Source organism: Mesorhizobium sp. GbtcB19, from assembly GCF_019091085.1.
GTDB lineage: Bacteria > Pseudomonadota > Alphaproteobacteria > Rhizobiales > Rhizobiaceae > Mesorhizobium.
This window is the reverse complement of the sequence record NZ_JAGXJY010000007.1, coordinates 61,135-83,852: the sequence shown is the minus strand read 5'-3', so window position 1 is coordinate 83,852 and position 22,718 is coordinate 61,135. Positions and strand designations below refer to the sequence as shown.

Annotated in this window: 21 protein-coding genes; 11 read left to right on the top strand and 10 right to left on the bottom strand. The window is 64.3% G+C overall.

The window, feature by feature from the left end:
* Nucleotides 1-530 precede the first annotated feature (530 nt).
* Entirely contained in the window at nt 531-1,799 is a 1,269-nt protein-coding gene (locus tag KVT37_RS14535) for a cyclopropane-fatty-acyl-phospholipid synthase family protein (protein WP_217574051.1), read from the top strand.
* Nucleotides 1,800-1,818: 19 nt separating this feature from the next.
* On the opposite strand, the gene KVT37_RS14530 is transcribed toward KVT37_RS14535, so the two are convergent.
* Both KVT37_RS14530 and acs read right to left on the bottom strand, forming a co-directional pair.
* Nucleotides 1,819-2,577, bottom strand: a complete 759-nt coding sequence (locus KVT37_RS14530; protein WP_217574049.1) for an MOSC domain-containing protein — start codon at nt 2,575-2,577, stop codon at nt 1,819-1,821.
* A complete protein-coding gene (gene acs, locus KVT37_RS14525) occupies nt 2,577-4,532 on the bottom strand; it encodes an acetate--CoA ligase (RefSeq protein WP_217574047.1) in 1,956 nt (651 codons plus the stop codon). Before acs ends, KVT37_RS14530 begins: the two co-directional genes overlap by 1 nt.
* A gap of 306 nt (nt 4,533-4,838) precedes the next feature.
* Between acs and KVT37_RS14520 the strand changes: the two genes are divergently transcribed.
* Nucleotides 4,839-5,111 carry an usg protein gene (locus KVT37_RS14520; RefSeq protein ID WP_217574045.1) on the top strand — a complete coding sequence of 91 codons (273 nt, stop codon included), beginning with the start codon at nt 4,839-4,841 and terminating at the stop codon, nt 5,109-5,111.
* A gap of 216 nt (nt 5,112-5,327) precedes the next feature.
* Here the strand turns inward: KVT37_RS14520 and KVT37_RS14515 are convergent, their stop codons facing one another.
* Both KVT37_RS14515 and KVT37_RS14510 read right to left on the bottom strand, forming a co-directional pair.
* A complete protein-coding gene (locus KVT37_RS14515) occupies nt 5,328-6,362 on the bottom strand; it encodes an aldo/keto reductase (RefSeq protein WP_217574043.1) in 1,035 nt (344 codons plus the stop codon).
* 37 nt (nt 6,363-6,399) lie between these two features.
* Entirely contained in the window at nt 6,400-7,587 is a 1,188-nt protein-coding gene (locus tag KVT37_RS14510; protein WP_217574041.1) for an MFS transporter, read from the bottom strand.
* Between the two features lie 123 nt (nt 7,588-7,710).
* On the opposite strand from KVT37_RS14510, the gene KVT37_RS14505 reads away from it, so the two are divergent.
* Nucleotides 7,711-8,616: a LysR family transcriptional regulator gene (locus KVT37_RS14505; RefSeq protein ID WP_217574039.1), complete on the top strand. Its 906-nt coding sequence runs from the start codon at nt 7,711-7,713 to the stop codon at nt 8,614-8,616.
* 63 nt (nt 8,617-8,679) lie between these two features.
* Here KVT37_RS14505 and KVT37_RS14500 read toward each other — a convergent pair whose 3' ends face one another.
* The 3 genes from KVT37_RS14500 to KVT37_RS14490 all read right to left on the bottom strand — a co-directional run bounded on the left by KVT37_RS14500 (nt 8,680) and on the right by KVT37_RS14490 (nt 10,810).
* On the bottom strand, nt 8,680-9,729 hold the full coding sequence (locus KVT37_RS14500) for an aldo/keto reductase (protein WP_217574037.1): 1,050 nt from the start codon (nt 9,727-9,729) through the stop codon (nt 8,680-8,682).
* An 85-nt stretch (nt 9,730-9,814) separates the two neighbouring features.
* Entirely contained in the window at nt 9,815-10,069 is a 255-nt protein-coding gene (locus KVT37_RS14495; protein ID WP_217574035.1) for a type II toxin-antitoxin system prevent-host-death family antitoxin, read from the bottom strand.
* A 78-nt stretch (nt 10,070-10,147) separates the two neighbouring features.
* Nucleotides 10,148-10,810: a YggS family pyridoxal phosphate-dependent enzyme gene (locus KVT37_RS14490; protein WP_217574034.1), complete on the bottom strand. Its 663-nt coding sequence runs from the start codon at nt 10,808-10,810 to the stop codon at nt 10,148-10,150.
* Nucleotides 10,811-10,958: 148 nt separating this feature from the next.
* Between KVT37_RS14490 and leuS the strand changes: the two genes are divergently transcribed.
* Nucleotides 10,959-13,586, top strand: a complete 2,628-nt coding sequence (leuS, locus tag KVT37_RS14485) for a leucine--tRNA ligase (RefSeq protein ID WP_217574032.1) — start codon at nt 10,959-10,961, stop codon at nt 13,584-13,586.
* A complete protein-coding gene (lptE, locus tag KVT37_RS14480) occupies nt 13,573-14,151 on the top strand; it encodes an LPS assembly lipoprotein LptE (protein WP_217574029.1) in 579 nt (192 codons plus the stop codon). Before leuS ends, lptE begins: the two co-directional genes overlap by 14 nt.
* Nucleotides 14,152-14,532: 381 nt before the next feature.
* On the opposite strand, the gene fsa is transcribed toward lptE, so the two are convergent.
* The gene (gene fsa / locus KVT37_RS14475) at nt 14,533-15,189 is read right to left on the bottom strand and encodes a fructose-6-phosphate aldolase (protein ID WP_112128566.1); all 657 of its coding nucleotides are present in this window, start codon (nt 15,187-15,189) and stop codon (nt 14,533-14,535) included.
* Between the two features lie 90 nt (nt 15,190-15,279).
* Between fsa and KVT37_RS14470 the strand changes: the two genes are divergently transcribed.
* A complete protein-coding gene (locus KVT37_RS14470) occupies nt 15,280-17,463 on the top strand; it encodes a primosomal protein N' (protein ID WP_217574027.1) in 2,184 nt (727 codons plus the stop codon).
* 10 nt (nt 17,464-17,473) lie between these two features.
* Here the strand turns inward: KVT37_RS14470 and KVT37_RS14465 are convergent, their stop codons facing one another.
* Nucleotides 17,474-17,929, bottom strand: coding sequence for a type II toxin-antitoxin system VapC family toxin (locus tag KVT37_RS14465; protein ID WP_217574025.1), 456 nt, complete (start codon nt 17,927-17,929; stop codon nt 17,474-17,476).
* Entirely contained in the window at nt 17,926-18,171 is a 246-nt protein-coding gene (locus tag KVT37_RS14460; protein ID WP_217574023.1) for a type II toxin-antitoxin system Phd/YefM family antitoxin, read from the bottom strand. Before KVT37_RS14460 ends, KVT37_RS14465 begins: the two co-directional genes overlap by 4 nt.
* 68 nt (nt 18,172-18,239) lie before the next feature.
* On the opposite strand from KVT37_RS14460, the gene KVT37_RS14455 reads away from it, so the two are divergent.
* The 5 genes from KVT37_RS14455 to KVT37_RS14435 all read left to right on the top strand — a co-directional run bounded on the left by KVT37_RS14455 (nt 18,240) and on the right by KVT37_RS14435 (nt 22,672).
* Nucleotides 18,240-18,935 (top strand): aspartate/glutamate racemase family protein, encoded by a 696-nt coding sequence (locus KVT37_RS14455; RefSeq protein WP_217574021.1) that lies wholly within the window; start codon nt 18,240-18,242, stop codon nt 18,933-18,935.
* 96 nt (nt 18,936-19,031) lie between these two features.
* The gene (locus tag KVT37_RS14450; RefSeq protein ID WP_217574019.1) at nt 19,032-19,427 is read left to right on the top strand and encodes a DUF4345 family protein; all 396 of its coding nucleotides are present in this window, start codon (nt 19,032-19,034) and stop codon (nt 19,425-19,427) included.
* A 235-nt stretch (nt 19,428-19,662) separates the two neighbouring features.
* Nucleotides 19,663-20,223 (top strand): F0F1 ATP synthase subunit delta, encoded by a 561-nt coding sequence (locus tag KVT37_RS14445; protein WP_217574017.1) that lies wholly within the window; start codon nt 19,663-19,665, stop codon nt 20,221-20,223.
* Nucleotides 20,223-21,752, top strand: a complete 1,530-nt coding sequence (gene atpA / locus KVT37_RS14440) for a F0F1 ATP synthase subunit alpha (protein WP_095816596.1) — start codon at nt 20,223-20,225, stop codon at nt 21,750-21,752. The genes KVT37_RS14445 and atpA overlap by 1 nt, the downstream gene beginning before the upstream one ends.
* 35 nt (nt 21,753-21,787) lie before the next feature.
* Entirely contained in the window at nt 21,788-22,672 is an 885-nt protein-coding gene (locus KVT37_RS14435; protein WP_217574015.1) for a F0F1 ATP synthase subunit gamma, read from the top strand.
* Nucleotides 22,673-22,718: the final 46 nt, after the last annotated feature.

Below are 22,718 nucleotides of genomic sequence, written 5' to 3'. Positions count from 1 at the left end.
TCGGCCGCTGACCCGGTTCGGGACAGTCCGATTGCGCCGAGGAGGGAGCGCTCTCTGCTGGCGTCGAGATCATGCGCAACCGAAAGCCAGCAAAACGATCGATTAATCCCGCTCTCGGGTGTCTTTCGGCCGCTGTCGGCCGAAACGGAAAAGGCCGCCGCTTCTGACGAAGCCGGCGGCCTTCCGTGTTTCCGTCCATGGCGCGGCTCCTGGCGGTAGCCCCTTCGGGCTACCTGCCGCGCGTCTCGCGCCTTAACGGGAAGAGTGCTTCCCGGAAGTGCAATCCGCTGAGCTCACGTTATGGAAAACGAAATCACTCGACATCGGATCACCTCCTTTCAGTTCGTTGAACACACCCAGATGATGGGGTGTGTCGCGGCAAAAGACAAGATTACGCCACGGAATGACCATGGCTCGGGCGGGAAATCCTCCTGCCGCGATGTTTTTGCGCAACAAATCGAGATTGCGGTCGATAGGACAAGTGGACGACAGTGGTGCTCGGGGGCGGCACGTCGCATCGGGAGGTGGGAATGGACGCCACCGACAAAGCCGCGCGGATCGTACGCACGGTCGTCGAAACGCTGAAGCCGGGCTTCGCCGTCAGGCTGTGGACCGGCGAGCGGATCGGGCCCGCTGGCGGACCGGTGCTTGCCATCAACGATCAGGACATCGTCTGGCAGCTGGTCCGCCGGCCGACCTTCTCAACGCTGGTCGAGATGTGGATTTCCAAAACCGTAGATATCGAAGACGGCACGCTGTTCGATTTCTATGCCCTGCCTTCACAAGGCAAGCTTAAGACCAAACTCAGGTCTCTACCGAAGCTGGCAATCCTGCGCGACCTGCCGGCGGTGTTGTTTTCGCGCAAGCAGATGACGGCGCGCAGCGATCTTTCCGGCCGCAAGCCTTTCGTCAGCGGATCGAACAAGGAGGCGATCCAGCACCATTACGACATTTCGAATGATTTCTACCGGCTCTTCCTCGACGAGCGCATGATCTACAGCTGCGGCTATTTTCACGATTTCGCCAATGGCATCGACCAGGCGCAAGTCGACAAGCTCGACCACATCTGCCGCAAGCTCAGGCTGAAGCCCGGCGAAAAGCTGCTCGACATCGGCTGCGGCTGGGGCGCGATGCTTATCCATGCGGCGAAGAATTACGGGGTCGTCGGTCACGGCGTCTCGCTGTCGCAAGCCCAGACCGACCTTGCCCGCGAGCGCATCCGCGCCGAAGGCCTGGAGGATCGCATCACCATCGAGATAAAGTCTTATGCCGAACTCTCCGGCACTTTCGACAAGATCTCGTCGATCGGCATGTTCGAGCATCTGGGCCTTGCCAATCACGCGGCCTATTTCTCGACCGTCCACCGGCTGCTGAAGCCCGGCGGCATCTACCTGCACCACGCCATCACCCGGCGCGGCAAGGGCAGCACCAGGAAAACGCTGCGCAAGGGCGCGGAATACAAGGCGCTGATCAAATACATCTTTCCCGGCGGCGAGGTCGACACGATCGGCATGACGCTCGGCAATCTCGAGGCGCACGGGTTCCTCGCCTATGACGTCGAGAACCTGCGCGAGCATTATGCGCGGACCTGCCGGCTGTGGGCGGAGCGCCTGCAGGCGCGCTTCGACGAAGCGATCGCCGAGGTTGGCGAGGCCAGGGCGCGGCTGTGGCTGCTCTATCTGACGGGCTGCTCGATCACCTTCGAGCGCGGCTCGGCGCAGATTTTCCAGACCGTCGCCACCAGACGCGCCCGCGGCCCGAGCGGCCTGCCGCCGACGCGAGCCGATTTGTACCGGTAAGAACTGCGATACAGTTCGCTCAGTCGACAAAACGCATCGGGGCGCCGACCGCGACGCGCGCCGGGCGGTCGACGGTGCAATAGACGCCGAGATTATGGGCGTTGTGACGCACCACATTGCGCAGGATGCCGGGATCGTTGTCGAAGCCGTCCTGCGCGATGATGGTGAAGCCGCAGCGGCGGCAGGGCTCTGAGACGGTGAGGAGCAAATCGCCGACCGCGAGCTTCCTGCCGATCCATTCCGTCTCCGGAAAGGCGCCCTCGACCGGGTCCATCTCGACGACGATGTTGGGCCGGAAGCGGCGCGGGTCGGGCGTGCCTTCGGGATGCAACGCCTTCAGCCTGGACAGCGAGGCGGTGGTGAGCAGATGGATCGGCGCCTTGGCGTAGCGGGCCTCGGTCAGCGGGCCGGCATAGGAAGGCGCCGCGCTCTCCGCCCCGAACGGCCGGATCGAGGCCTCGAAGCCGAGAAAGGCCGATACCGCGCGGTCGCTTTGAGGATCGGGCGCCGGCAGCCAGCCGCCGCCGGGCACCGCCACTTCGAGCCGCCATTCCTTGCTCATCGGGGCCTCGCTCAGCCGGGTGCGGATCAGCGGCACCTTGTGCCATCTGGCCTCGCGGTCGGGCCGCGCGATCTCGCCATCTGCATCGACCAATCCGAACAGGCGGTCGCCGTCCACGGTTTTCAGCCCGACCGCGATGGCGTCGAGCCGCTCACCGGCGAGCGAGCTCGCCGGATAGCGCCAGAGCTGGCTGACGGTGCCGAGTTCGCCGGTCATCAGCCTTTCTTGTTCTGGCGGTTGGCGACGAGGTCGTCGACGACGGCGGGATCGGCCAGCGTCGAGGTGTCGCCGAGCGCGCCGTAATCGTCCTCGGCGATCTTGCGCAGGATGCGCCGCATGATCTTGCCCGAGCGGGTTTTCGGCAGGCCCGGCGCGAACTGGATCTTGTCGGGCGTGGCGATGGCGCCGATCTCCTTGCGGACATGCGAGACCAGCTCCTTGCGCAGGTCCTCGCTCGACTGGGTGCCGGCCATCAGCGTGACATAGCAATAGATGCCCTGACCCTTGATGTCGTGCGGGTAGCCGACGACGGCGGCCTCCGAGACCTTGTCATGGCTGACCAGCGCCGATTCCACCTCGGCCGTGCCCATGCGGTGGCCGGAAACGTTGATGACGTCGTCGACGCGGCCGGTGATCCAGTAATAGCCGTCGGCATCGCGGCGGCAGCCGTCGCCGGTGAAGTACTTGCCCTTGTAGGTCGAGAAATAGGTCTGCACGAAGCGGTCGTGGTCGCCATAGACGGTGCGCATCTGGCCCGGCCAGGAATCGGTGATGCAGAGATTGCCGTCGGTGGCGCCTTCCAGCACCTTGCCCTCGCCGTCGACCAGCTGCGGCTTGACGCCGAAGAAGGGCCGCGTGGCGGAGCCGGCCTTGAGGTCGGTGGCGCCAGGCAGCGGCGTGATCATGATGCCGCCGGTCTCGGTCTGCCACCAGGTGTCGACGATCGGCACCTTGGCGTTGCCGACGACGTTGTAATACCACTCCCAGGCTTCCGGGTTGATCGGCTCGCCGACCGTGCCCAGCACGCGCAGCGACTTGCGCGAGGTCTTCTTCACATGGCCGTCGCCGGCGCCCATCAGCGCACGCAGCGCCGTCGGCGCGGTGTAGAAGATGTTGACCTGGTGCTTGTCGATGACTTCCCAGAAGCGCGACTGCGAGGGGTAGTTCGGCACGCCCTCGAACATCAGCGTCGTGGCGCCGTTGGCCAGGGGTCCGTAAACGATGTAGCTGTGGCCGGTGACCCAGCCGACATCGGCCGTGCACCAGTAGATGTCGCCGTCATGGTAGTCGAAGACATATTGGTGCGTCATCGAGGCATAGACGAGGTAGCCGGCCGTGGTGTGCAGCACGCCCTTCGGCTTGCCGGTCGAGCCGGAGGTGTAGAGGATGAACAGCGGGTCTTCAGCCTTCATCTTCTCGGGCTTGCACTCGGCCTTAACGGTCGCCGCCTCCTCGTGATACCAGACGTCGCGGCCCGGCACCCAGCCGGTCTTGCCGCCGGTGCGGCGCACGACCACGACCTTCTCGACCCTTGTGCCGGCCTTGGCGGCGATCTCGATCGCCTTGTCGGTGTTGTCCTTGAGCGGGATCGGCTTGCCGCCGCGCAGGCCCTCGTCGGCGGTGACGACGATGGTCGACTTGCAGTCGTCGATGCGGCCGGCCAGCGCGTCGGGCGAGAAGCCGCCGAACACGACCGAATGGATGGCGCCCAGCCGCGAGCAGGCCAGCATCGCGTAAGCCGTTTCCGGGATCATCGGCATGTAGATGGTGACGCGGTCGCCCTTCTTGACGCCATGCTTCTTCAGGACGTTGGCGAAGCGGCAGACATGCGCGTAGAGCTCGTTATAGGTGACCTTGCGGTCGTCATAGGGGTTGTCGCCTTCCCAGATGATGGCGGTCTGGTCGCCGCGCTTCTTCAGGTGGCGGTCGATGCAGTTGTAGGAAACGTTGGTTTCACCGTCCTCGAACCACTTGATCGAGACCTTGCCGTCGAAGGATGTGTTCTTGACCTTAGTGAAGGGCTTGAACCAGTCGATGCGCTTGCCGTGCTTGCCCCAGAACTTGTCCGGATTTTTCACGCTGTCGGCATACCATTTGAGATAGGTGTCGTCGTCGATCAACGCGTTCTTCTTCCACGCCGGCTGGACGCGGTGGACATGAGCCTCGGACATTTACGTGCTTTCCTCCCGAACCGTTCCGCCGGCTTGGGTTACCGGCGGTGTCGCGGCGAAGCAGCCGCGAATTCGCGGGCATTATTAACAGTTCCGCGCCGACGGCAACATTAGACGTTGGATTCGCGTGGCGGGATGCCGCAGGGGCAGCGCGAAACGCTGTCAGCACTCGCTGCCTGTCGCTGCTAACCAACTGTTTTAATGATGGAAAACTCGCCTTGGAGGTGCTAAGATCAATAGACAGTTAAGTAACTGAGCGCAGACTCGGACGTTGGGAGGAAAGGAGACCGACCGTTAGGGGCTGCAATGAGCGACCATTCCGAATTGGACCTTATGCTCAGGGGCTATGGGCTGACCACGGCCAAGATTCTCTATCACTTCCCGGACCATCCGCATTTGCTGCAGAGCTACATCTGGCAGGACTACGACATCGCGCCGACGTTTCCGGTGCTGATCCGCTTCATCGAGTTCTGGAAGACGAAACTCGACGGACCGCTGCACTCGGTGACGTATACGCATCACAAGCTGATCGCGCCGAATGAGTGGCGGAAGGTGGATGGGGAGTTCGTGGTGCACTGAGGCGCCGGAACAGCTGATCTCCCCCCTTGCGGGGGAGATGCCCGGCAAGGCAGAGGGGGGTGCTGTCCCGCCAACATCTCAGAAATTGTCCGTTACTATCCATGAAGCCGCTCGTGGTTGGCGGTTCTGGTCAACGTCGCGTTCCTTCACACCCCTCTCTGTCCTGCCGGACATCTCCCCCGCAAGGGGGGAGATCGGCAGCTTCAGCCTCAGCACTCACACGGCCGGCGGGTTCAGCCGGGCAAAGCCTTCCTGCCGCCGATAAGGGAAATACGGATAGGGCGCCGTCACCGCGCTCGCTTCATCGAGTGCCTTGATCTGCCCGGCCGTCAGCGCCCAGCCGACGGCGCCGAGGTTCTGGCGGAGCTGCTCCTCGTTACGCGCGCCGATGATCACCGACGAGACGGTCGGCCGCCGCAACAGCCAGTTGATGGCAACCTGCGGCACGGTCTTGCCGGTCTCGGCGGCGACCGCCTCCAGCGCGTCGACCACTCGGTAAAGAAGCTCGTCCTCGACCGGTGGGCCGAAATCGGCGGTGCCGTGCAGCCGGCTCTTTTCCGGCAAAGGCTGGCCGCGACGGATCTTGCCGGTCAGCCGACCCCAGCCGAGCGGACTCCACACCAGAGCGCCTACGCCCTGGTCGAGACCAAGGGGCATCAGCTCCCACTCATAGTCGCGGCCGACCAGCGAGTAATAGACCTGGTGGGCGACATAGCGCGGGTAGCCGTGCTTGTCGGCCAGGCCTAGCGACTTCATCACCTGCCAGCCGGAGAAATTGGAGACGCCGACATAGCGCAGCTTGCCGGAGCGCACGAGGTCGTCCAGCACCGACAGCACTTCCTCGATCGGCGTCGAGGCGTCGAAGGCATGAAGCTGAAGCAAGTCGATATAGTCGGTGCCGAGGCGCTTCAGCGCCGCATCGACGGAGCGGATCAGGCGTGAGCGCGACGAGCCCCAGTCGGCCGGGCCGTCGCCCATCGGCAGGGATGTCTTGGTCGAGATCAGCGCCGCGTCGCGGCGGCCCTTGATCGCCTCGCCCAGCACCTCTTCCGAGGCGCCGTTCGAATAGACATCCGCCGTGTCGAAGAGATTGACGCCCGCCTCAAGGCAGATGTCGATGAGACGACGCGCTTCCTGCGCGTCGCTGTTGCCCCAATGGCCGAAGAGCGGGCCGGAGCCGCCAAAGGTTCCGGCGCCGAAGGAAAGGGCCGGCACTTTCAGGCCGGACGCGCCGAGAGGTCGATAGTCCATCTTTTTTCTCCTGATTGGATGTCGAAGGAAATAGCGCTCAGCATTGCGCCGTGACCGGCTTGCCGATCGCGCGGCTGCGTTCGAGACGCAGCGCCAGAGCCACCACGCCGAGCGCTGCGAGCGGCACCAGGCCGGCGACGAGGGGGACTGCGCCGAGGCCCGGGCCGTGATCGATGACGAAGCCGCCGAGCCAGGCGCCGATGGCGTTGCCGAGATTGAAGGCGGCGATGTTGAAGGAGGAGGCCAGGCCCTGGCCGGCGCCCTTGGCCTTTTCCAGCACCCACGTCTGCAGCGGCGCGACGGTGGCGAAGGCGGTGGCACCCAGCAGGCCGACGGCGACGATCGCGGCGATCGGCTGGTGGATCGCGGCGGTCATGACGAACAGCACCGCCGATAGCGCGACCAGCGTGCCGACGACCGTCGGCACAATGTGGCGGTCGGCGAGGCGTCCGCCAAGCAAATTGCCGGCGACCAGCCCGCCGCCGAAGACGAGCAGGATCGGCGACACCGACGCCTCGGAAAAGCCGGTGACGCGGGTCAGGATCGGCGCCAGATAGGTGAAGGCGGCAAAGACGCCGACCCAGCTCAGCACCGTGGTCAAAAGGCCGAGCAACACCGGCCGGCGGCCGAGCACGGCAAGCGCGCCCTCCGAGCTTTCCTCCTCGTTCGCTGCTGCCGGCTCGTCGCGCGGCACCAGCAGCGCGATCACGGCAAAGGCGATGACGCCGACCAGCGTGACGGCCAGGAAGGTCGAGCGCCACCCATAGGCCTGGCCGAGCCAGGTGCCGAAAGGCACGCCGAGGATGTTGGCGACGGTGAGACCGGTGAACATCAGCGCAATGGCCGAGGCCTTCCGGTTGGGCGCGACAAGGCCGGTGGCAACGACCGAGCCGACGCCGAAGAAGGAGGCGTGGGCGAAGGCGGTCAAGACCCGCGCGGCCATCAGTGTCCAGTAGTCGGGCGCCAGCGCGCAGGCGAGGTTGCCGACAGTGAAGACCACCATCAGGGCAAGCAGCAAGGTCTTGCGCGACAGGCGGCCGGTCAAGGCGCCAAGCAGCGGCGCGCCGACGACGACGCCCAGCGCATAGCCTGAAATGAGCAGGCCCGCCGCCGAGATCGAGACGCCGAGATCGGCGCTGACATCGAGCAGCAGGCCCATGATGACGAATTCGGTGACGCCGATGCCGAAGGCGCCGGCGGTGAGGGCATAAAGAGCGAGAGGCATGGCTGCGGTCCGGTTGATCAGGAAAGGGACGCCCAATCCCGCGCCCCGGACCGCAACATCGGGATCTGTCGAGCTGTGAACCAGCCTTGCATCGGGCATATTTTCTGTGAAATAGATTCACGAATGGCGAGACCCGAAATAAACCGTTCTGGCGAGATCGAAGTGTTCGTCCGCGTTGTCGAGGCGGGCAGTTTTTCCGCCGCGGCGCGGGCGTTGCGCATGACGCCGTCGGCGGTGAGCAAATTGATCGCGCGGTTGGAGGCGCGGCTCGGCGCGCGGCTGATCAGCCGCTCGACACGCAAGCTGCAACTCACGCCTGAGGGCGCGGCTTTCCATGACAGCGGCCTGCGCATCCTGGCCGATCTCGACGCGGCCGAACGGGAAGCGGCTGCAGGCGCCGCGCCGCGCGGCAGGCTGAGGGTCAATTCCTATGTGCCCTTCGGCCAGCACCGTCTGATAGAATTGCTGCCGCGTTTCCTGGAGCGCTATCCCGAGATTTTCGTCGAAGCCGTGCTGACCGACAGCGTCATCGACCTTCTGGAAGAGCGCGCCGATGTCGCCATTCGCGCCGGGCCGCTCAGCGAGTCACGCCTGATTGCGCGCAAGCTCGGGCAGAGCCGGATGGTGCTGGTCGCGTCGCCTGCCTATCTCGAAGCGCGCGGCACGCCACGTGCATTATCCGACCTCGCCCGCCACAACATGCTGGCCTTCGGCTTCGCCAGGCATATCGAAGGCTGGCCCTTTGTCGATGCGACAGGCAAATCGATCATCATGCAGATCGTCGGAAACATGTCGCTGACCGACGGCGAAGCGATGCGGCGAACGACGTTGGCGGGAGCCGGCATAGCGCGGCTGGCGTGGTGGCATGTCGAACCCGACATTGCCGCCGGACTGCTCGTGCCGTTGCTCGAGGAGTTCAATCCCGGCGACGAGGAGCCGACACACGCCGTCTATGTCGGCCAGGGCAAGCATCTGCCGGCGCGTGTCAGGGCCTTCCTCGATTTTCTCGCCGAGACCGTTCGTCTCTGAAAAGGAAAAGCCGCGCGTCCAAGGACACGCGGCTCCCGAAAGGTCAGCTTATCTCGAAGGGGGCTACGCTTTCGGCACGAAAGGCGCCGGCCGGCGGCCGGCGCTTTGCCGCTCCAGCATCCAGCCGGGATATTCGGCCGGCAGCGCGCTCACCTCATCGAGCCTGGCAAGATCGTCGGCATCGAGCTTCAAGCCGGTCGCGGCCAGATTCTGCTCGAGCTGGTCCATGCGGCTGGCGCCGATGATGACGCTCATCACGAAAGGTTTGGCCAGCACGTAACCCAGCGCCACCGTCGCGACACTGACCTCGTGCTTCTTGGCGATCTCGCGCATGACGGCAACCGCTGCCCACGCGCGATCCTCGTTGACCGGTGGGAAGTTGAAGGAAGCGCGGCGGCCTTCGCCATTGCCGGGCGCGCCAGGGCCGTATTTGCCGGAGAGCAACCCGCCCGCCATCGGCGACCAGACCATCAGGCCGAGCTTTTCCTCGTTGATCAAAGGCACGATCTCGCGCTCGAGATCGCGGCCGGCGATCGAGTAGTAGGACTGGATGGTCTCGAAGCGGGCGTAGCCCTTGCGCTCGGCAATGCCCAACGCCTTGGCGATGCGCCAGGCCTGCCAGTTTGAGACGCCGACATAGCGCACCTTGCCGCTGGCCACGAGATCGTCGAGAGCGCGCAATGTCTCGTCGATCGGCGTCACCGCGTCGGTGCCATGCAACTGGTAGAGATCGATATGATCGAGCTGCAATCGCTCCAGGCTGCCGTCGACCGAATCCATGATGTGGCCGCGCGAGGAGCCGCGCTCGTTCGGCCCGTTGCCCATGGCGCCATGCACCTTGGTGGCGATGACGACGTCCGAACGTTTTACGCCGAGATCCTTGAGCGACTGTCCCAGCAATTGCTCGGACTGGCCGACGGAATAGACGTCGGCCGTGTCGAAGAAGTTGACGCCGGCGGCGATCGAGCGGCCGACGATCTCGTTGACGCCCTTCTGGTCGAGGCTGGCGATCAGGCCCCATTGGGCATTCTGGCCGGCGGCGCCGAAGGTCATGGTGCCGAGGCAGAGTTCGGAAACGAACAGGCCGGTGTTGCCGAGCTGGTTGTAACGCATGGTGTGATTTCCCCGAGAGAAGGATTGAAAGACACCGGAGAAATAGGAACGGCCCGTTTCGTTTCAAGGCTGCGTAGCGAGAGAATCAGAGATCGATGTCTCTGATCATGGTCTCAGGTCTGCGATTGACTTCCTCGGCGAACTCGTCGTCCCACTCAGGACCGGAGAGAAGATATTCCGCAAGTGACGGCTTGGCGCCGACGAGCCTTTCGTACGCTTCGGCGGCCACGACCACGACGACGGGCCTTCCATGCTCCGTGATGGTCTGCGGCCCTGCTTCGCGCGCTTGCCTAACCAGTTTCGGCAGGTTCTTCCCTGCTTTCTGAATGTCCCAGTCCATGAGCGCCGCTCGGCAAAACAGTCCGACAATTCATATCAGCTACGCCAGAAAAGGTCATGCAAAACAGGTCGCAGCAAGCTACCGGTTGCCGAAGATCGCCGAGCCAACCCTGACGCTGGTCGCACCGAACGCGACAGCCGTCTCATAGTCACCGGACATGCCCATCGAGAGTTTTGCGACACCGGCCTCGCGGGCGAGCTTTTCCAGCAGCGCGAAATGCGGGCCGGGGTTTTCCTCCGCCGGCGGGATACACATCAGGCCTTCGATTGTCAGGCCGTGCACGTCGCGGCAGCGTTTGACGAAGGCGATCGCCTCGCTCGGCTCGATGCCGGCCTTCTGCGGCTCGGAGCCTGTGTTGACCTGAACATAGAATTTCAGCGTCCGGCCTTGCCGGGCAATCTCTCTCGCCAGTTCGGCGGCGATCTTCTCTCGGTCGACGGTCTCGATGACATCGAAGAGCGAGACCGCTTCCTTGGCCTTGTTGGACTGGAGCGGGCCGATCAGATGCAGCTCCAGATCGGGAAACGCCTCTGTCAGCGCCGGCCATTTGCCCTGCGCTTCCTGCACGCGGTTCTCGCCGAAGACCCGCTGGCCGGCCTCGATGACCGGGCGGATGTCCTCGGCATCGAAGGTCTTTGACACCGCCACCAGCGTCACAGTGCCGGGCTCGCGCTTCGCCTCGCGTTCGGCGTTTGCGATCTTCGCCTTGACCGCGTGAAGCTGCTCGACGGCGCTCGTCATGCCACTATCCTGCCTATAGTTTTAACGCTCGCGCCGGCTCGCCGCAGTTGACGGGTCCGGCAATCCATGGTGAACACCGCGACGACATTTCCGCAGGCGCCAACCATTGTCCGGCGCCCCGTGCCTGCTTTTAAGTGAAAAACACCCGATGGCAACCGAACGTTACAATCCGCGCACGTCAGAGCCCAAATGGCAGAAGGCCTGGGCCGAAAAGAAGCTGTTCGAGGCCAGGAACGACGACCCGAAGCCGAAATATTACGTGCTCGAGATGTTCCCCTATCCGTCGGGCAAGATCCATATCGGCCACACCCGCAACTACACGATGGGCGACGTGGTGGCGCGCTACAAGCGCGCCAAGGGTTTCAACGTGCTGCACCCGATGGGCTGGGACGCGTTCGGCATGCCGGCCGAAAACGCCGCGATGCAGAACAAGGTCCACCCCAAGGACTGGACCTACGAAAACATCGCCGTCATGCGCGAGCAGCTCAAGATGATGGGCCTGTCGCTCGACTGGGCGCGCGAGTTCGCGACCTGCGACGTCGACTATTACCACCGCCAGCAGATGCTGTTCCTCGATTTCGTCGAGAAGGGGCTGGTGACGCGCAAGTCCTCCAAGGTCAACTGGGATCCGGAGGACATGACCGTGCTCGCCAATGAGCAGGTCATCGACGGCCGCGGCTGGCGCTCGGGCGCCCTGGTCGAGCAGCGCGAGCTGACGCAGTGGTTCTTCAAGATCACCGATTTCGCCGAGGATCTCCTGCAATCGCTCAATCTGCTCGAGGAGTGGCCGGAGAAGGTCAAGCTGATGCAGCACAACTGGATCGGCCGCTCGGAAGGGCTGCTGATCCGCTGGCCGCTGGCGGCACCGGTCGGCGATGCGCATGAGTTGGAAGTCTACACGACCAGGCCCGACACCATTTTCGGCGCATCCTTCATGGCGGTCGCCGCCGACCATCCGCTGGCCCGGAAGGCTGCCGAAAGCAATATCGAACTGGCGAAGTTCATCGAGGAAGTGCGCCATATGGGCACCTCGGTGGCCGCGCTCGAGACGGCCGAGAAGAAAGGTTTCGACACCGGCATCCGCGTCGTTCATCCGTTCGACGAGAGCTGGACGCTGCCGGTCTATGTCGCCAATTTCGTGCTGATGGAATATGGCACCGGCGCCATCTTCGGCTGCCCGTCCGGCGACCAGCGCGACCTCGACTTCGCCAACAAATATGGCCTGCCGGTGATCCCGGTGGTGATGCCGGAAGACGGTGACGCCAAGACCTTCCAGATCATCGAGGAGGCCTATGTCGACGACGGCGTGATGATCAATTCGCGCTTTCTCGACGGCATGAAGCCTGAGAAGGCTTGCGATGAAGTGGCCAAGCTCCTGGAGCAGAAAAGCATCGGCGGCCGGCCGATGGCGGCGCGCAAGGTGAATTTCCGCCTGCGCGACTGGGGCATCTCGCGCCAGCGCTATTGGGGCTGCCCGATCCCGATGATCCATTGCGAGGCCTGCGGCGTTGTGCCGGTGCCGAAGGCGGACCTGCCGGTCAAGCTGCCCGACGACATCGAGTTCGACCGTCCGGGCAATCCGCTCGACCGGCATCCGACATGGCGGCATGTGAAGTGCCCGCAATGCGGCCGCGACGCGAGGCGCGAGACCGACACGATGGACACCTTCGTCGATTCGTCCTGGTACTTCGCGCGCTTCACCGCGCCCTGGGCCAATGAGCCGACCGAGCCGAAGGCGGCCGACGAATGGCTGGCGGTCGACCAGTATATCGGCGGCATCGAGCACGCGATCCTACACCTGCTCTATTCGCGCTTCTTCACCCGCGCCATGCGCGAGACCGGGCATCTGAACCTCGCCGAGCCGTTCAAGGGCCTGTTCACCCAAGGCATGGTGGTGCACGAGACCTATCGGGTCGGCGGCCCGTCCAACAACGGCCGCTGGCTGTCGCCGAGCGAGGTCAGGCTCGAGGATTTGGGCGGCAAGCGCCGCGCCATCGAGATCGCCACCGGCGAGGAAGCGACGATCGGCGCGCTCGAAAAGATGTCGAAGTCGAAGAAGAACACGGTGAGCCCGGAAGAGATCACCGATGGCTACGGCGCCGACACGGCGCGCTGGTGCATGCTGTCGGATTCGCCGCCCGAGGGCGACGTCGAATGGACCGACGATGGCGCCGCCGGCGCGCATCGCTTCATCCAGCGCATCTGGCGTCTGGTGTCGATCGCCGCCGAGACGCTCGGTGGCGTCAAGCCGCAAGCGGCGAAGGAAGGCGAGGCCGGAGCCGTTTCCAAGGCCGCGCACAAGATCCTGAAGGCGATCGGAGAAGATATTGAAAGGCTCGGCTTCAACCGCGCGATTGCCCGCATCTACGAGCTCACCAATGCGCTGACCACGCCGCTCAACGACGTGGCCGAGGGCAAGGCCGATGCGGAGCTAAAGGGCGCCTGCCGTGAGGCGGTGGAAATCCTGGTGCATGTGATCGCGCCGATGATGCCGCATCTGGCGGAAGAGTGCTGGCATGAGCTCGGCGGCGCTGAGCTGGTCGCCGAGCGACCCTGGCCGGTCTACGATCCGGCGCTGGTCGTCGACAACGAGATCGTGCTGCCGGTGCAGGTCAACGGCAAGAAGCGCGGCGATTTGACAATTGCCCGCGACGCGGATCAAGGTGCCGTCGAAAAAGCGGTGCTGGCTCTCGACTTCGTGCAAAAAGCACTGGAAGGTAAGGCCCCGCGCAAGGTGATCATCGTGCCGCAGAGGATCGTCAATGTCGTTGCCTGATCCGGTGAAGTCAGAAGCGGCCCGCCTGCGCGGCCGCTTGGCGGTTTGCGGCATGGTCGCGGCGCTGGCGCTGGTCTCGGCCTGCACGGTCAGGCCGCTCTATTCCAGCCAGCCGCTGTCTGCCGGGTCGCAGCTCAGCCCCTCCGCGGAACTGGCCTCGATCGCGATCAAGCCGGTCGGCACCCGTTACGCGCAGCAGGTGCGCAACAATCTGATCTTCGCCTTCGGGCAAGGCTCGGGCGAGCCGGCCTCGCCGGCCTATACGCTCGATCTCGGTGTCACCGAACTGGTCGAATCAGCGGCCATCGTCCAGGTCCAGACCGAGGAAGACGAGCCGACGGCAGGCACGGTGACGCTGACCGCCAACTATGTGCTGAGGGACACCGCCGGCACGGTGATTGCCGTCGGCAAGCGCTCGGTGCCGTCATCCTTCGACCGGCCGCTGCAGGAATATGCCGCCTACCGCGCGCAGATCGATGCCGAGAACCGCGCCGCGCGCGAGCTTGCCGATTTCCTGCGGCTTTCGATAGCCCAGGATTTGGCGAAGCACGGCAAAAAAGCCTAGGTCCTCGCCGGGGATTGGCTGAGGCCTTCCGAACTTCGTCATCCTAGGGCGGAGCAGCCGCGAAGCGGCGTCGCGCAGACCCTAGGATCCATTCCGTTACCTCAGCCTGAAGGTGCAGCGGAGCAGAATTCTGCACCGTGGCGACGCTCGTATGTCACGGAATGGATGCTCGGGTCTGCGCGCGTCGCTTCGCTCCTCGCTCCGCCCGTGGATGACGATCACGATGGGGCGTTGCGGCCAATCGCCAAGGCATGTGACCTTGCCAAGGCATAGGCACCTTGCCACGAAAAAAGGCCGGTTTCCCGGCCTTCTTCGCTACTTTTTGCCTTGTGCAATTCCGGACGGAAAATCGTTGCACACTTCTCTGGAATTGCCCCTGCCTCAGCCGATCTTCTGACCGGTCTTGGCCCAGTCGGCGAGGAAGGCGGCAAGACCCTTGTCGGTCAGCGGATGATTGACCAGCGCCTTCAGCGTCGCCGGCGGCGCGGTGACGACGTCGGCGCCGATCAGCGCCGCCTGCTTGACATGGTTCACCGTGCGCACCGAAGCGGTCAGGATCTCGGTCTTGAAGTCGTAATTGTCATAGATGGTGCGGATTTCCGAGATCAGCTCCATGCCGTCCGAGCCGGTGTCGTCGATGCGGCCGACGAAGGGCGAGATGAAGGAGGCGCCAGCCTTGGCGGCGAGCAGCGCCTGGTTGGCCGAGAAGCACAGCGTTACGTTGACCATACGCTTCATCTCGGTGCGGATCGTCTTGCAGGCCTTCAGCCCGTCCAGCGTCAGCGGCACCTTGATGCAGACATTGGGCGCGATCTTGGCCAGCACCTCGGCCTCGGCCATCATCTGATTGAACTCGGTCGCCACGACCTCGGCCGAGACGGGGCCTTCGACGATGTCGCAGATCTGCTTGGTGACTTCGGCTATCTTGCCGCCCGATTTCAGGATCAGCGACGGGTTGGTGGTGACGCCATCGAGAAGCCCCAGATCGTGCAGCTCCTTAATTTCCTTGATGTCAGCGGTGTCGACAAAAAACTTCATGGCTGTCTCCTTGGGGATCGCCCGGCCACTGCCAGGCACATGAGAGGGTCCCCTTTGATCTAGACCAAAGTCAGGGCAAGGTCACGCCTGATGATCGAAGATTCGCCCTTTGTCGCGGCCGCACCCGTGCTGGTGCCGATGCCCGCCGAACGGCCCTACACCTATGCCGTGCCGCCGGGCATGCGCGTGGTGCCGGGCTCGATCGTGCGCGTGCCGCTGGGCCCGCGCCAGGTCGCGGGCATCGTCTGGGACGGCGCGGTCGAGACGGTCGATGCGAAGAAATTGCGGCAGATCGAAGAGGTCTTCGATTGCCCGCCGATCGACCGCGCCATGCGCCGCTTCGTCGACTGGATCGCGCAATACACGCTGTCGGCCCCAGGCATGGTCGCGCGCATGCTGCTTCGAGCTCCAGAAGCGTTCGATCCGGAGCCGTGGATCGAAGGGTTGCAGCGCACGCTGGCCGAGCCGGACCGGTTGACCGATGCGCGGCGGCGCGTGCTGGAGACGGCCGAAGGCGGGCTGGCCTGGACGCGCACGGGGCTGGCACATGCGGCTGGCGTGTCCTCGACCGTCATTGACGGCTTGCGGGCGCAGGGCGTGTTCGAGACGGTGATGATCCCGCCACGGCCGGTGGTGGCGGCACCCGATCCCGGTCATGCGGTGCCGGAGCTGATGCCGGACCAGAGGGCCGCCGCCGACAAGCTTCGCGCCGCAGTCGCCTCCGATGCCTTCAATGTCACGCTGCTGGACGGCGTCACCGGGTCCGGCAAGACCGAGGTCTATTTCGAAGCGGTGGCGGCGGCGCTGGACAAGGGCAAGCAGGTGCTGATCCTGCTGCCGGAAATCGCGCTCACACACGCCTTCCTCGAACGCTTCCAGGACCGTTTTGGCGCCAAGCCGGCGGAGTGGCATTCCGACCTGCCGCCAAAAATGCGCGAACGCGTCTGGCGGCAGGTGGCGGAAGGCGGCGTGCGCGTCGTCGCCGGCGCGCGTTCGGCGCTGTTCCTGCCCTTCAAGGAGCTCGGCCTGATCGTCGTCGATGAGGAGCACGATCCCGCCTACAAGCAGGAAGACCGCGTCTTCTATAATGCGCGCGACATGGCTGTGGTGCGCGGCCATATAGGCGGTTTTCCGGTTGTGCTCGCCTCGGCGACGCCGTCGGTGGAAAGCCGGGTCAATGCCAGCCAGGGCCGCTACAACCGGGCGGTGCTGTCGTCGCGTTTCGCGGAAGCCGCGCTCCCCGATCTGAAGTCGATCGACATGCGCCGCGCGCCCCCGGCGCGCGGCGGTTTCCTGTCGCCGGTCCTGGTGGAACAGATGCAGCGCACGCTGGAGAGGAAGGAGCAGTCGCTGCTCTTCCTCAACCGGCGCGGCTATGCGCCGCTGACACTCTGCCGCGTCTGCGGCCACCGCTTCGGCTGTCCGGTCTGCTCGGCATGGCTCGTCGAGCACCGCTTTCGCGGCCAGCTCGTCTGCCATCATTGCGGTCACAACGAGCGCCGGCCCGAGGCCTGTCCGGAATGCGGCACGCTCGATCATCTGGTCGCCTGCGGGCCGGGTGTCGAGCGCATCGCCGAGGAAGTCGTCAGCCATTTTCCGGATGCCCGCACGATTGTCTTGTCCTCCGACCTCCTGGGCGGGGTGCGCCGGCTGCGGCTCGAGCTGGAGGCCGTCGCCAATGGCGAGGCCGACATCGTCATCGGCACACAGCTCGTCGCCAAGGGTCACAATTTTCCGGGCATGACGCTGGTCGGCGTGGTCGATGCGGATCTCGGACTGGCCAATGGCGATCCGCGCGCCGCCGAGCGCACCTTCCAACTGCTCAGCCAGGTGACGGGGCGCGCCGGCCGCACCGGCAAGAAGAGCCTCGGCCTGCTGCAAACATACCAACCGGACCATCCGGTGATGCGGGCGATCGTCTCAGGGGATTCGGAAGCGTTTTACGAGCGCGAGATCGCCGAGCGCGAACGGGCGGCGCTGCCGCCGTTCGGCCGGCTCGCCGGCATCATCGTCAGCGCCGCGACGCGAGGCGAAGCCGAGGGCCATGCGCGCGGCTTGCGTCGCGCCGCGCCCCAGGCTTCGGACTTGTTCGTGCTCGGCCCAGCTGAGGCGCCATTGTCGCTGCTCGGTGGCCGCCACCGCTTCCGGCTTCTGGTACAGGGCGAACGGCGCGCCGACATGCAGGGCTTCATCCGCGCCATGCTGGCGGAAGGGCCGAAGCTGCGCGGCTCCGTGCGCGTGCAGGTCGACATCGACCCGCAGAGCTTTCTCTGAGATTGCGAGATTACGCTTCTGTGCCACCCTCTGCGAACGGGTTCAGATAGGGTACATCGAGAAGCGCAAAATGCCGGACATTGGCCGTTAAGACGGACATGCCGTTCACGCGGGCAGTCGAGGCGATCACGACGTCCGCCAGGCCAGGATTGAAGCCTTTGGCGATCGCGGCATCTTCCAGTTTGCCGGCCTCTCTTGCGATTGTGACGTCCACTGGCAGAATGCGTTGATCGAATTCCGTCAGAAGCCGTTCGAACCAGTCGCCGATACGCGCCGCCTTCGCACTTGCACCTGATCGCTTCAGTTTCGCGATGCCCTTTTCCAACTCCAGAACAACGATGGATGACATGTGCCAGGAGCCGCGCTCCCGCTGCTCGTCAACCCAGGTCAATACATGTGAGGGAAGCCGGGGACGGTCAGGCGCGAAGGCCGATAGGAACGACGTATCGAGTAAGTAACCGCTCAAAATTCGACGTCCCGTGACGGCGATTCGTTTCGCTCGAATTCGATACCGCCGGGGTACTGAAGCAGGAAGTCGACAAAGGCCCTTTGGCTGCCCTGCGGATAAAGCTTTCGCCCCTCATCGATCGGAACAACCATGGCAATCGCTTTGCCATGCCTGGTGATGGTAGTAGGCTCACCATTTCCCGCGGCCTCGACGAGCGCCGAGAGCCCTGCCTTAGCCTCCCGAAGCTGGACGGTTTTCAAGGCGATCTCCCTTGTAGTCTCATGTGGTCACAATATAGAGATAGCATGGGAACGGAGCAAGTCCACACATGAAAACCCTTGGCCTGATCGGTGGCATGAGCTGGGAATCGACGGCGATCTATTACCGCCTGCTCAACGAGATCGTGCGCGAGCGGCTGGGCGAGTTGCACTCGGCGAAGCTGCTCCTGTGGTCGTTCGATTTCGCCGAGATCGCCGAACGGCAGCATGCTGGCGATTGGGACGGCGCCGGCGCGCTTCTGGTGGAGGCCGCGCGCAAGCTGGAGGCGGGCGGCGCGGAAGGACTGGTGATCTGCACCAACACCATGCACAAGCTGGCCGGCGATGTTCAGGCGGCCGTATCGGTTCCGCTCATCCATATCGCCGACGCCACCGGGCGGGCGGTCGTCGAGGCCGGCGTCAAGCGGCCGGCGCTGCTCGCGACCCGCTTCACCATGGAGCAGGACTTTTACAAAGGCCGGCTCGTGGAGAAATACGACCTGCAGCCGGTGGTGCCGGACCAGGCCGGTCGCGACATGGTGCACCGTGTTATCTACGACGAGCTTTGCCGGGGCATCGTCAAACCCGAATCGCACGCGGCCTATGTCGGGGAAATCGATCGTATGCGGCGCGAGGATCAAGTGGACAGCGTCATCATGGGCTGCACCGAGATCACCATGCTGATCGGCCAGGGCGATTTCGACGTTCCGGTGTTCGACACCACGCGCATCCATGCCGAGGCCGCGGTCGATTTCGCGCTCTCCTGATTGCGCCACTCCTAATGTGCGCGCCCTCCTCTGGCGCACTGCTTTTCCCTCGCTAGAATGCCGGTGTTTCAGAGCAAGAAATAAGAGGGGGATTTCATGGACTTTGCGTTTCCGTGGCCGGCAAGCCAGGGCGAGTGGCTGGCCTGGTCGAGCGCTGTCGTGACCTTGGCTCTGGGCCTCTTCCTGTTCTTGGCGCCGGGGCTTGCCTTTCGCGCGCTACGCCTGCAGCCGAGGCCCGAGAAAGCGGCGGCGATCGCCGAAGGGCGCGGTCGCATGTCGGGCTTCTATCTCGGCGTCAGCCTGTGCTGCATCCTGCTGGCGCAACCGCTGCTCTACATGGCGCTCGGCTTCTCGTGGCTGTTCACCGCCTTCGGCCGGCTCCTGTCGATGATGTCGGATGGCGCCAACACCCCTTTCAACTGGGCTTCCATCGTGGTTGAATTGGCGTTGGCGGCGTTGCCGCTGGCCTTTGCCTTCGGCTTCGTGCCGTGAATTCGGCGCTTGAGCTTGGCCTTCGCCGCCGGATGCGACAAAAGTGCCTGAAAAGCATGCCGGACGATGCATTGCGGTCTTAAAAAGCCTGTGCTAGACGGCAATCGACTTTCGACCGGGGATAGCGGAAGCCGCGCCTCCGTGCTTGGAAAAATGCAGTAAGGTCAAAGATTTAGCCAGAGTTTTCGCTCGCGCCAACAATCTGCGGCCTGTCAGACAAGAGAAAAGACGGTCCGTGGCCCAATCGTCATCGCCAATCTCAGCTGTCGCAGAACGCTATGCCGGCTCGCTGTTCGAGCTTGCACTGCAGGACAATTCGGTCGCCAAGGTCGAGGCTGACCTCGCCAGCTTCGAGGCGATGCTCAATGACAGCGGCGACCTTTCGCGACTGATCAACAGCCCGGTGTTCTCCAGCGAGGACCAGGCAAAGGCCATCGCCGCCATCGCCGACAAGGCGGGCATTACCGGCCTGGTCGGCAATTTCCTGCGCGTCGTCGCCAGGAACCGCCGCCTGTTCGCGGTGCCCGGCATGATCAAGGCGTTCCGCCGGATCGCCGCCGACCATCGCGGCGAGGCGTCCGCCGAGGTCACTTCGGCGCATGCGCTGACGGCGGCGCAGCAGACTGAACTGAAGGCGACGCTGAAGAGCATCGCCGGCAAGGACGTGGCCATCGCCATGACCGTCGATCCGTCGCTGCTCGGCGGGCTGATCGTCAAGATGGGCTCGCGCCAGATCGATACGTCGCTCAAAACCAAACTCAATTCGCTCAAGCTTGCACTGAAAGAGGTCGGCTGATGGACATCCGCGCCGCGGAAATTTCCGCAATTCTGAAAGACCAGATCAAGAATTTCGGCAAGGAGGCGGAAGTCTCCGAAGTCGGTCAGGTTCTGTCCGTCGGTGACGGTATCGCCCGCGTCTACGGCCTCGACAATGTCCAGGCCGGCGAGATGGTCGAGTTCCCTGGCGGCATCCGCGGCATGGCGCTGAACCTCGAAGCCGACAATGTCGGCGTCGTCATCTTCGGCAACGACCGCGACATCAAGGAAGGCGACACCGTCAAGCGCACCGGCGCCATCGTCGACGTTCCGGTCGGCCCGGGCCTGCTCGGCCGCGTGGTCGACGCCCTCGGCAACCCGATCGACGGCAAGGGCCCGATCAAGGCTACCGAGCGCAAGCGCGTCGACGTCAAGGCGCCCGGCATCATTCCGCGCAAGTCGGTGCATGAGCCGATGTCGACCGGCCTCAAGGCCATCGACGCGCTGATCCCGGTTGGCCGCGGCCAGCGCGAGCTGGTCATCGGCGACCGCCAGACCGGCAAGACCGCCATCATCCTCGACACGATGCTGAACCAGAAATCGGTGCACGACAACGGTCCGGAGAAGGAAAAGCTCTACTGCGTCTACGTCGCCGTCGGCCAGAAGCGCTCGACCGTCGCGCAGTTCGTCAAGGTGCTGGAAGAGCGCGGCGCGCTCGACTACTCCATCATCATCGCCGCAACCGCCTCCGATCCGGCGCCGATGCAGTTCCTGGCGCCGTTCGCCGGCTGCACCATGGGCGAGTATTTCCGCGACAACGGCATGCATGCGCTGATCAGCTATGACGATCTGTCGAAGCAGGCCGTCGCCTATCGCCAGATGTCGCTGCTGTTGCGCCGCCCGCCGGGCCGCGAAGCCTATCCGGGCGACGTCTTCTATCTGCACTCGCGCCTGCTCGAGCGTGCCGCCAAGCTCAATGACGACAACGGCAATGGCTCGCTGACCGCGCTGCCGATCATCGAGACGCAGGCCAACGACGTGTCGGCCTACATCCCGACCAACGTGATCTCGATCACCGACGGCCAGATCTTCCTCGAGACCAACCTGTTCTTCCAGGGTATCCGCCCAGCGGTGAACGTCGGTCTTTCGGTGTCGCGCGTCGGCTCGTCGGCGCAGATCAAGGCGATGAAGCAGGTTGCCGGCTCGATCAAGGGCGAGCTCGCGCAGTACCGCGAAATGGCGGCCTTCGCGCAGTTCGGTTCCGATCTCGACGCCGCCACGCAGCGCCTGCTGAACCGCGGTTCGCGCCTGACCGAGCTGCTCAAGCAGCCGCAGTTCTCGCCGCTCAAGACGGAGGAGCAGGTCGCGGTGATCTTCGCCGGCGTCAACGGCTATCTCGACAAGCTGCCGCTCAACCAGGTCGGCAAGTTCGAGCATGGTCTGCTCAGCCACATGCGCTCGGCCGGCAAGGACGTGCTCGACGGCATCCGCAAGGAGAAGGCGTTGTCGGACGATCTGCGCGCCAAGCTCAAGGCCGAGATCGACGCTTTCGCCAAGACCTTCGCTTGAACAAGCAGCCGAACGCACGGGATCAGGTTTGAAGCATGGCTTCGTTAAAAGACCTTCGTAACCGCATCGCCTCGGTCAAGGCGACGCAGAAGATCACCAAGGCGATGCAGATGGTCGCCGCGGCGAAGCTGCGTCGCGCGCAGGAAGCGGCGGAAGCGGCGCGTCCCTATTCCGAGCGCATGGGCGCGGTTCTGGCCAACATCACCCAGGCGATCGGCGGCGGTGGCGATGCGCCGGCGCTGATGACCGGCACTGGCAGGGACGACGTGCATCTGCTCATCGTCTGCACCGCCGAGCGCGGCCTGTGCGGCGGCTTCAACTCGCAGATCGCGCGCCTTGCCCGCGACCACATCCGCCGGCTGCTCGCCGACGGCAAGCAGGTGAAGGTCATCTGCGTCGGCAAGAAGGGTTTCGACATCCTGCGGCGCGACTACGCTTCGCTGATCCTCGAGCGCGTCGACCTGCGCGAGGTCAAGACGCTCGGTTTCGTCAACGCCGATGCGATCGCGCGCAAGGTCATCCACCTCTTCAACGAGGGCGGCTTCGACATCTGCACGCTGTTCTACTCGCAGTTCAAGTCGGTGATCAGCCAGATCCCGACGGCGCAGCAGATCATCCCGGCGGCGCAGGCTTCGGCCACGGCCGGAGCCGGCAATGGCGGCGGCGCCGTCTATGAATACGAGCCGGAGCCGGGCGAAATCCTCTCCGACCTCATCCCGCGCAACATCGCGGTGCAGATCTTCCGGGCGCTTTTGGAAAACGCGGCCGGCGAGATGGGCGCCAAGATGAGCGCGATGGACAATGCGACGCGCAACGCCGGCGATATGATCAACAGGCTGTCGATCACCTACAACCGCCAGCGGCAGGCGCAGATCACCAAGGAACTGATCGAAATCATTTCGGGCGCCGAGGCGCTCTAGGCGCGCGCGTAGGGACAATGTCCCAGCGGGCAGCGTGAACAACGGA

What these genes read in the sequence shown, in the direction of transcription:
- KVT37_RS14535 (WP_217574051.1), top strand. Translation starts at nt 531, where the DNA reads ATGGACGCCACCGACAAAGCCGCGCGGATCGTACGCACGGTCGTCGAA.
- KVT37_RS14530 (WP_217574049.1), bottom strand. Translation starts at nt 2,577, where the DNA reads ATGACCGGCGAACTCGGCACCGTCAGCCAGCTCTGGCGCTATCCGGCG.
- acs (WP_217574047.1), bottom strand. Translation starts at nt 4,532, where the DNA reads ATGTCCGAGGCTCATGTCCACCGCGTCCAGCCGGCGTGGAAGAAGAAC.
- KVT37_RS14520 (WP_217574045.1), top strand. Translation starts at nt 4,839, where the DNA reads ATGAGCGACCATTCCGAATTGGACCTTATGCTCAGGGGCTATGGGCTG.
- KVT37_RS14515 (WP_217574043.1), bottom strand. Translation starts at nt 6,362, where the DNA reads ATGGACTATCGACCTCTCGGCGCGTCCGGCCTGAAAGTGCCGGCCCTT.
- KVT37_RS14510 (WP_217574041.1), bottom strand. Translation starts at nt 7,587, where the DNA reads ATGCCTCTCGCTCTTTATGCCCTCACCGCCGGCGCCTTCGGCATCGGC.
- KVT37_RS14505 (WP_217574039.1), top strand. Translation starts at nt 7,711, where the DNA reads ATGGCGAGACCCGAAATAAACCGTTCTGGCGAGATCGAAGTGTTCGTC.
- KVT37_RS14500 (WP_217574037.1), bottom strand. Translation starts at nt 9,729, where the DNA reads ATGCGTTACAACCAGCTCGGCAACACCGGCCTGTTCGTTTCCGAACTC.
- KVT37_RS14495 (WP_217574035.1), bottom strand. Translation starts at nt 10,069, where the DNA reads ATGGACTGGGACATTCAGAAAGCAGGGAAGAACCTGCCGAAACTGGTT.
- KVT37_RS14490 (WP_217574034.1), bottom strand. Translation starts at nt 10,810, where the DNA reads ATGACGAGCGCCGTCGAGCAGCTTCACGCGGTCAAGGCGAAGATCGCA.
- leuS (WP_217574032.1), top strand. Translation starts at nt 10,959, where the DNA reads ATGGCAACCGAACGTTACAATCCGCGCACGTCAGAGCCCAAATGGCAG.
- lptE (WP_217574029.1), top strand. Translation starts at nt 13,573, where the DNA reads ATGTCGTTGCCTGATCCGGTGAAGTCAGAAGCGGCCCGCCTGCGCGGC.
- fsa (WP_112128566.1), bottom strand. Translation starts at nt 15,189, where the DNA reads ATGAAGTTTTTTGTCGACACCGCTGACATCAAGGAAATTAAGGAGCTG.
- KVT37_RS14470 (WP_217574027.1), top strand. Translation starts at nt 15,280, where the DNA reads ATGATCGAAGATTCGCCCTTTGTCGCGGCCGCACCCGTGCTGGTGCCG.
- KVT37_RS14455 (WP_217574021.1), top strand. Translation starts at nt 18,240, where the DNA reads ATGAAAACCCTTGGCCTGATCGGTGGCATGAGCTGGGAATCGACGGCG.
- KVT37_RS14450 (WP_217574019.1), top strand. Translation starts at nt 19,032, where the DNA reads ATGGACTTTGCGTTTCCGTGGCCGGCAAGCCAGGGCGAGTGGCTGGCC.
- atpA (WP_095816596.1), top strand. Translation starts at nt 20,223, where the DNA reads ATGGACATCCGCGCCGCGGAAATTTCCGCAATTCTGAAAGACCAGATC.
- KVT37_RS14435 (WP_217574015.1), top strand. Translation starts at nt 21,788, where the DNA reads ATGGCTTCGTTAAAAGACCTTCGTAACCGCATCGCCTCGGTCAAGGCG.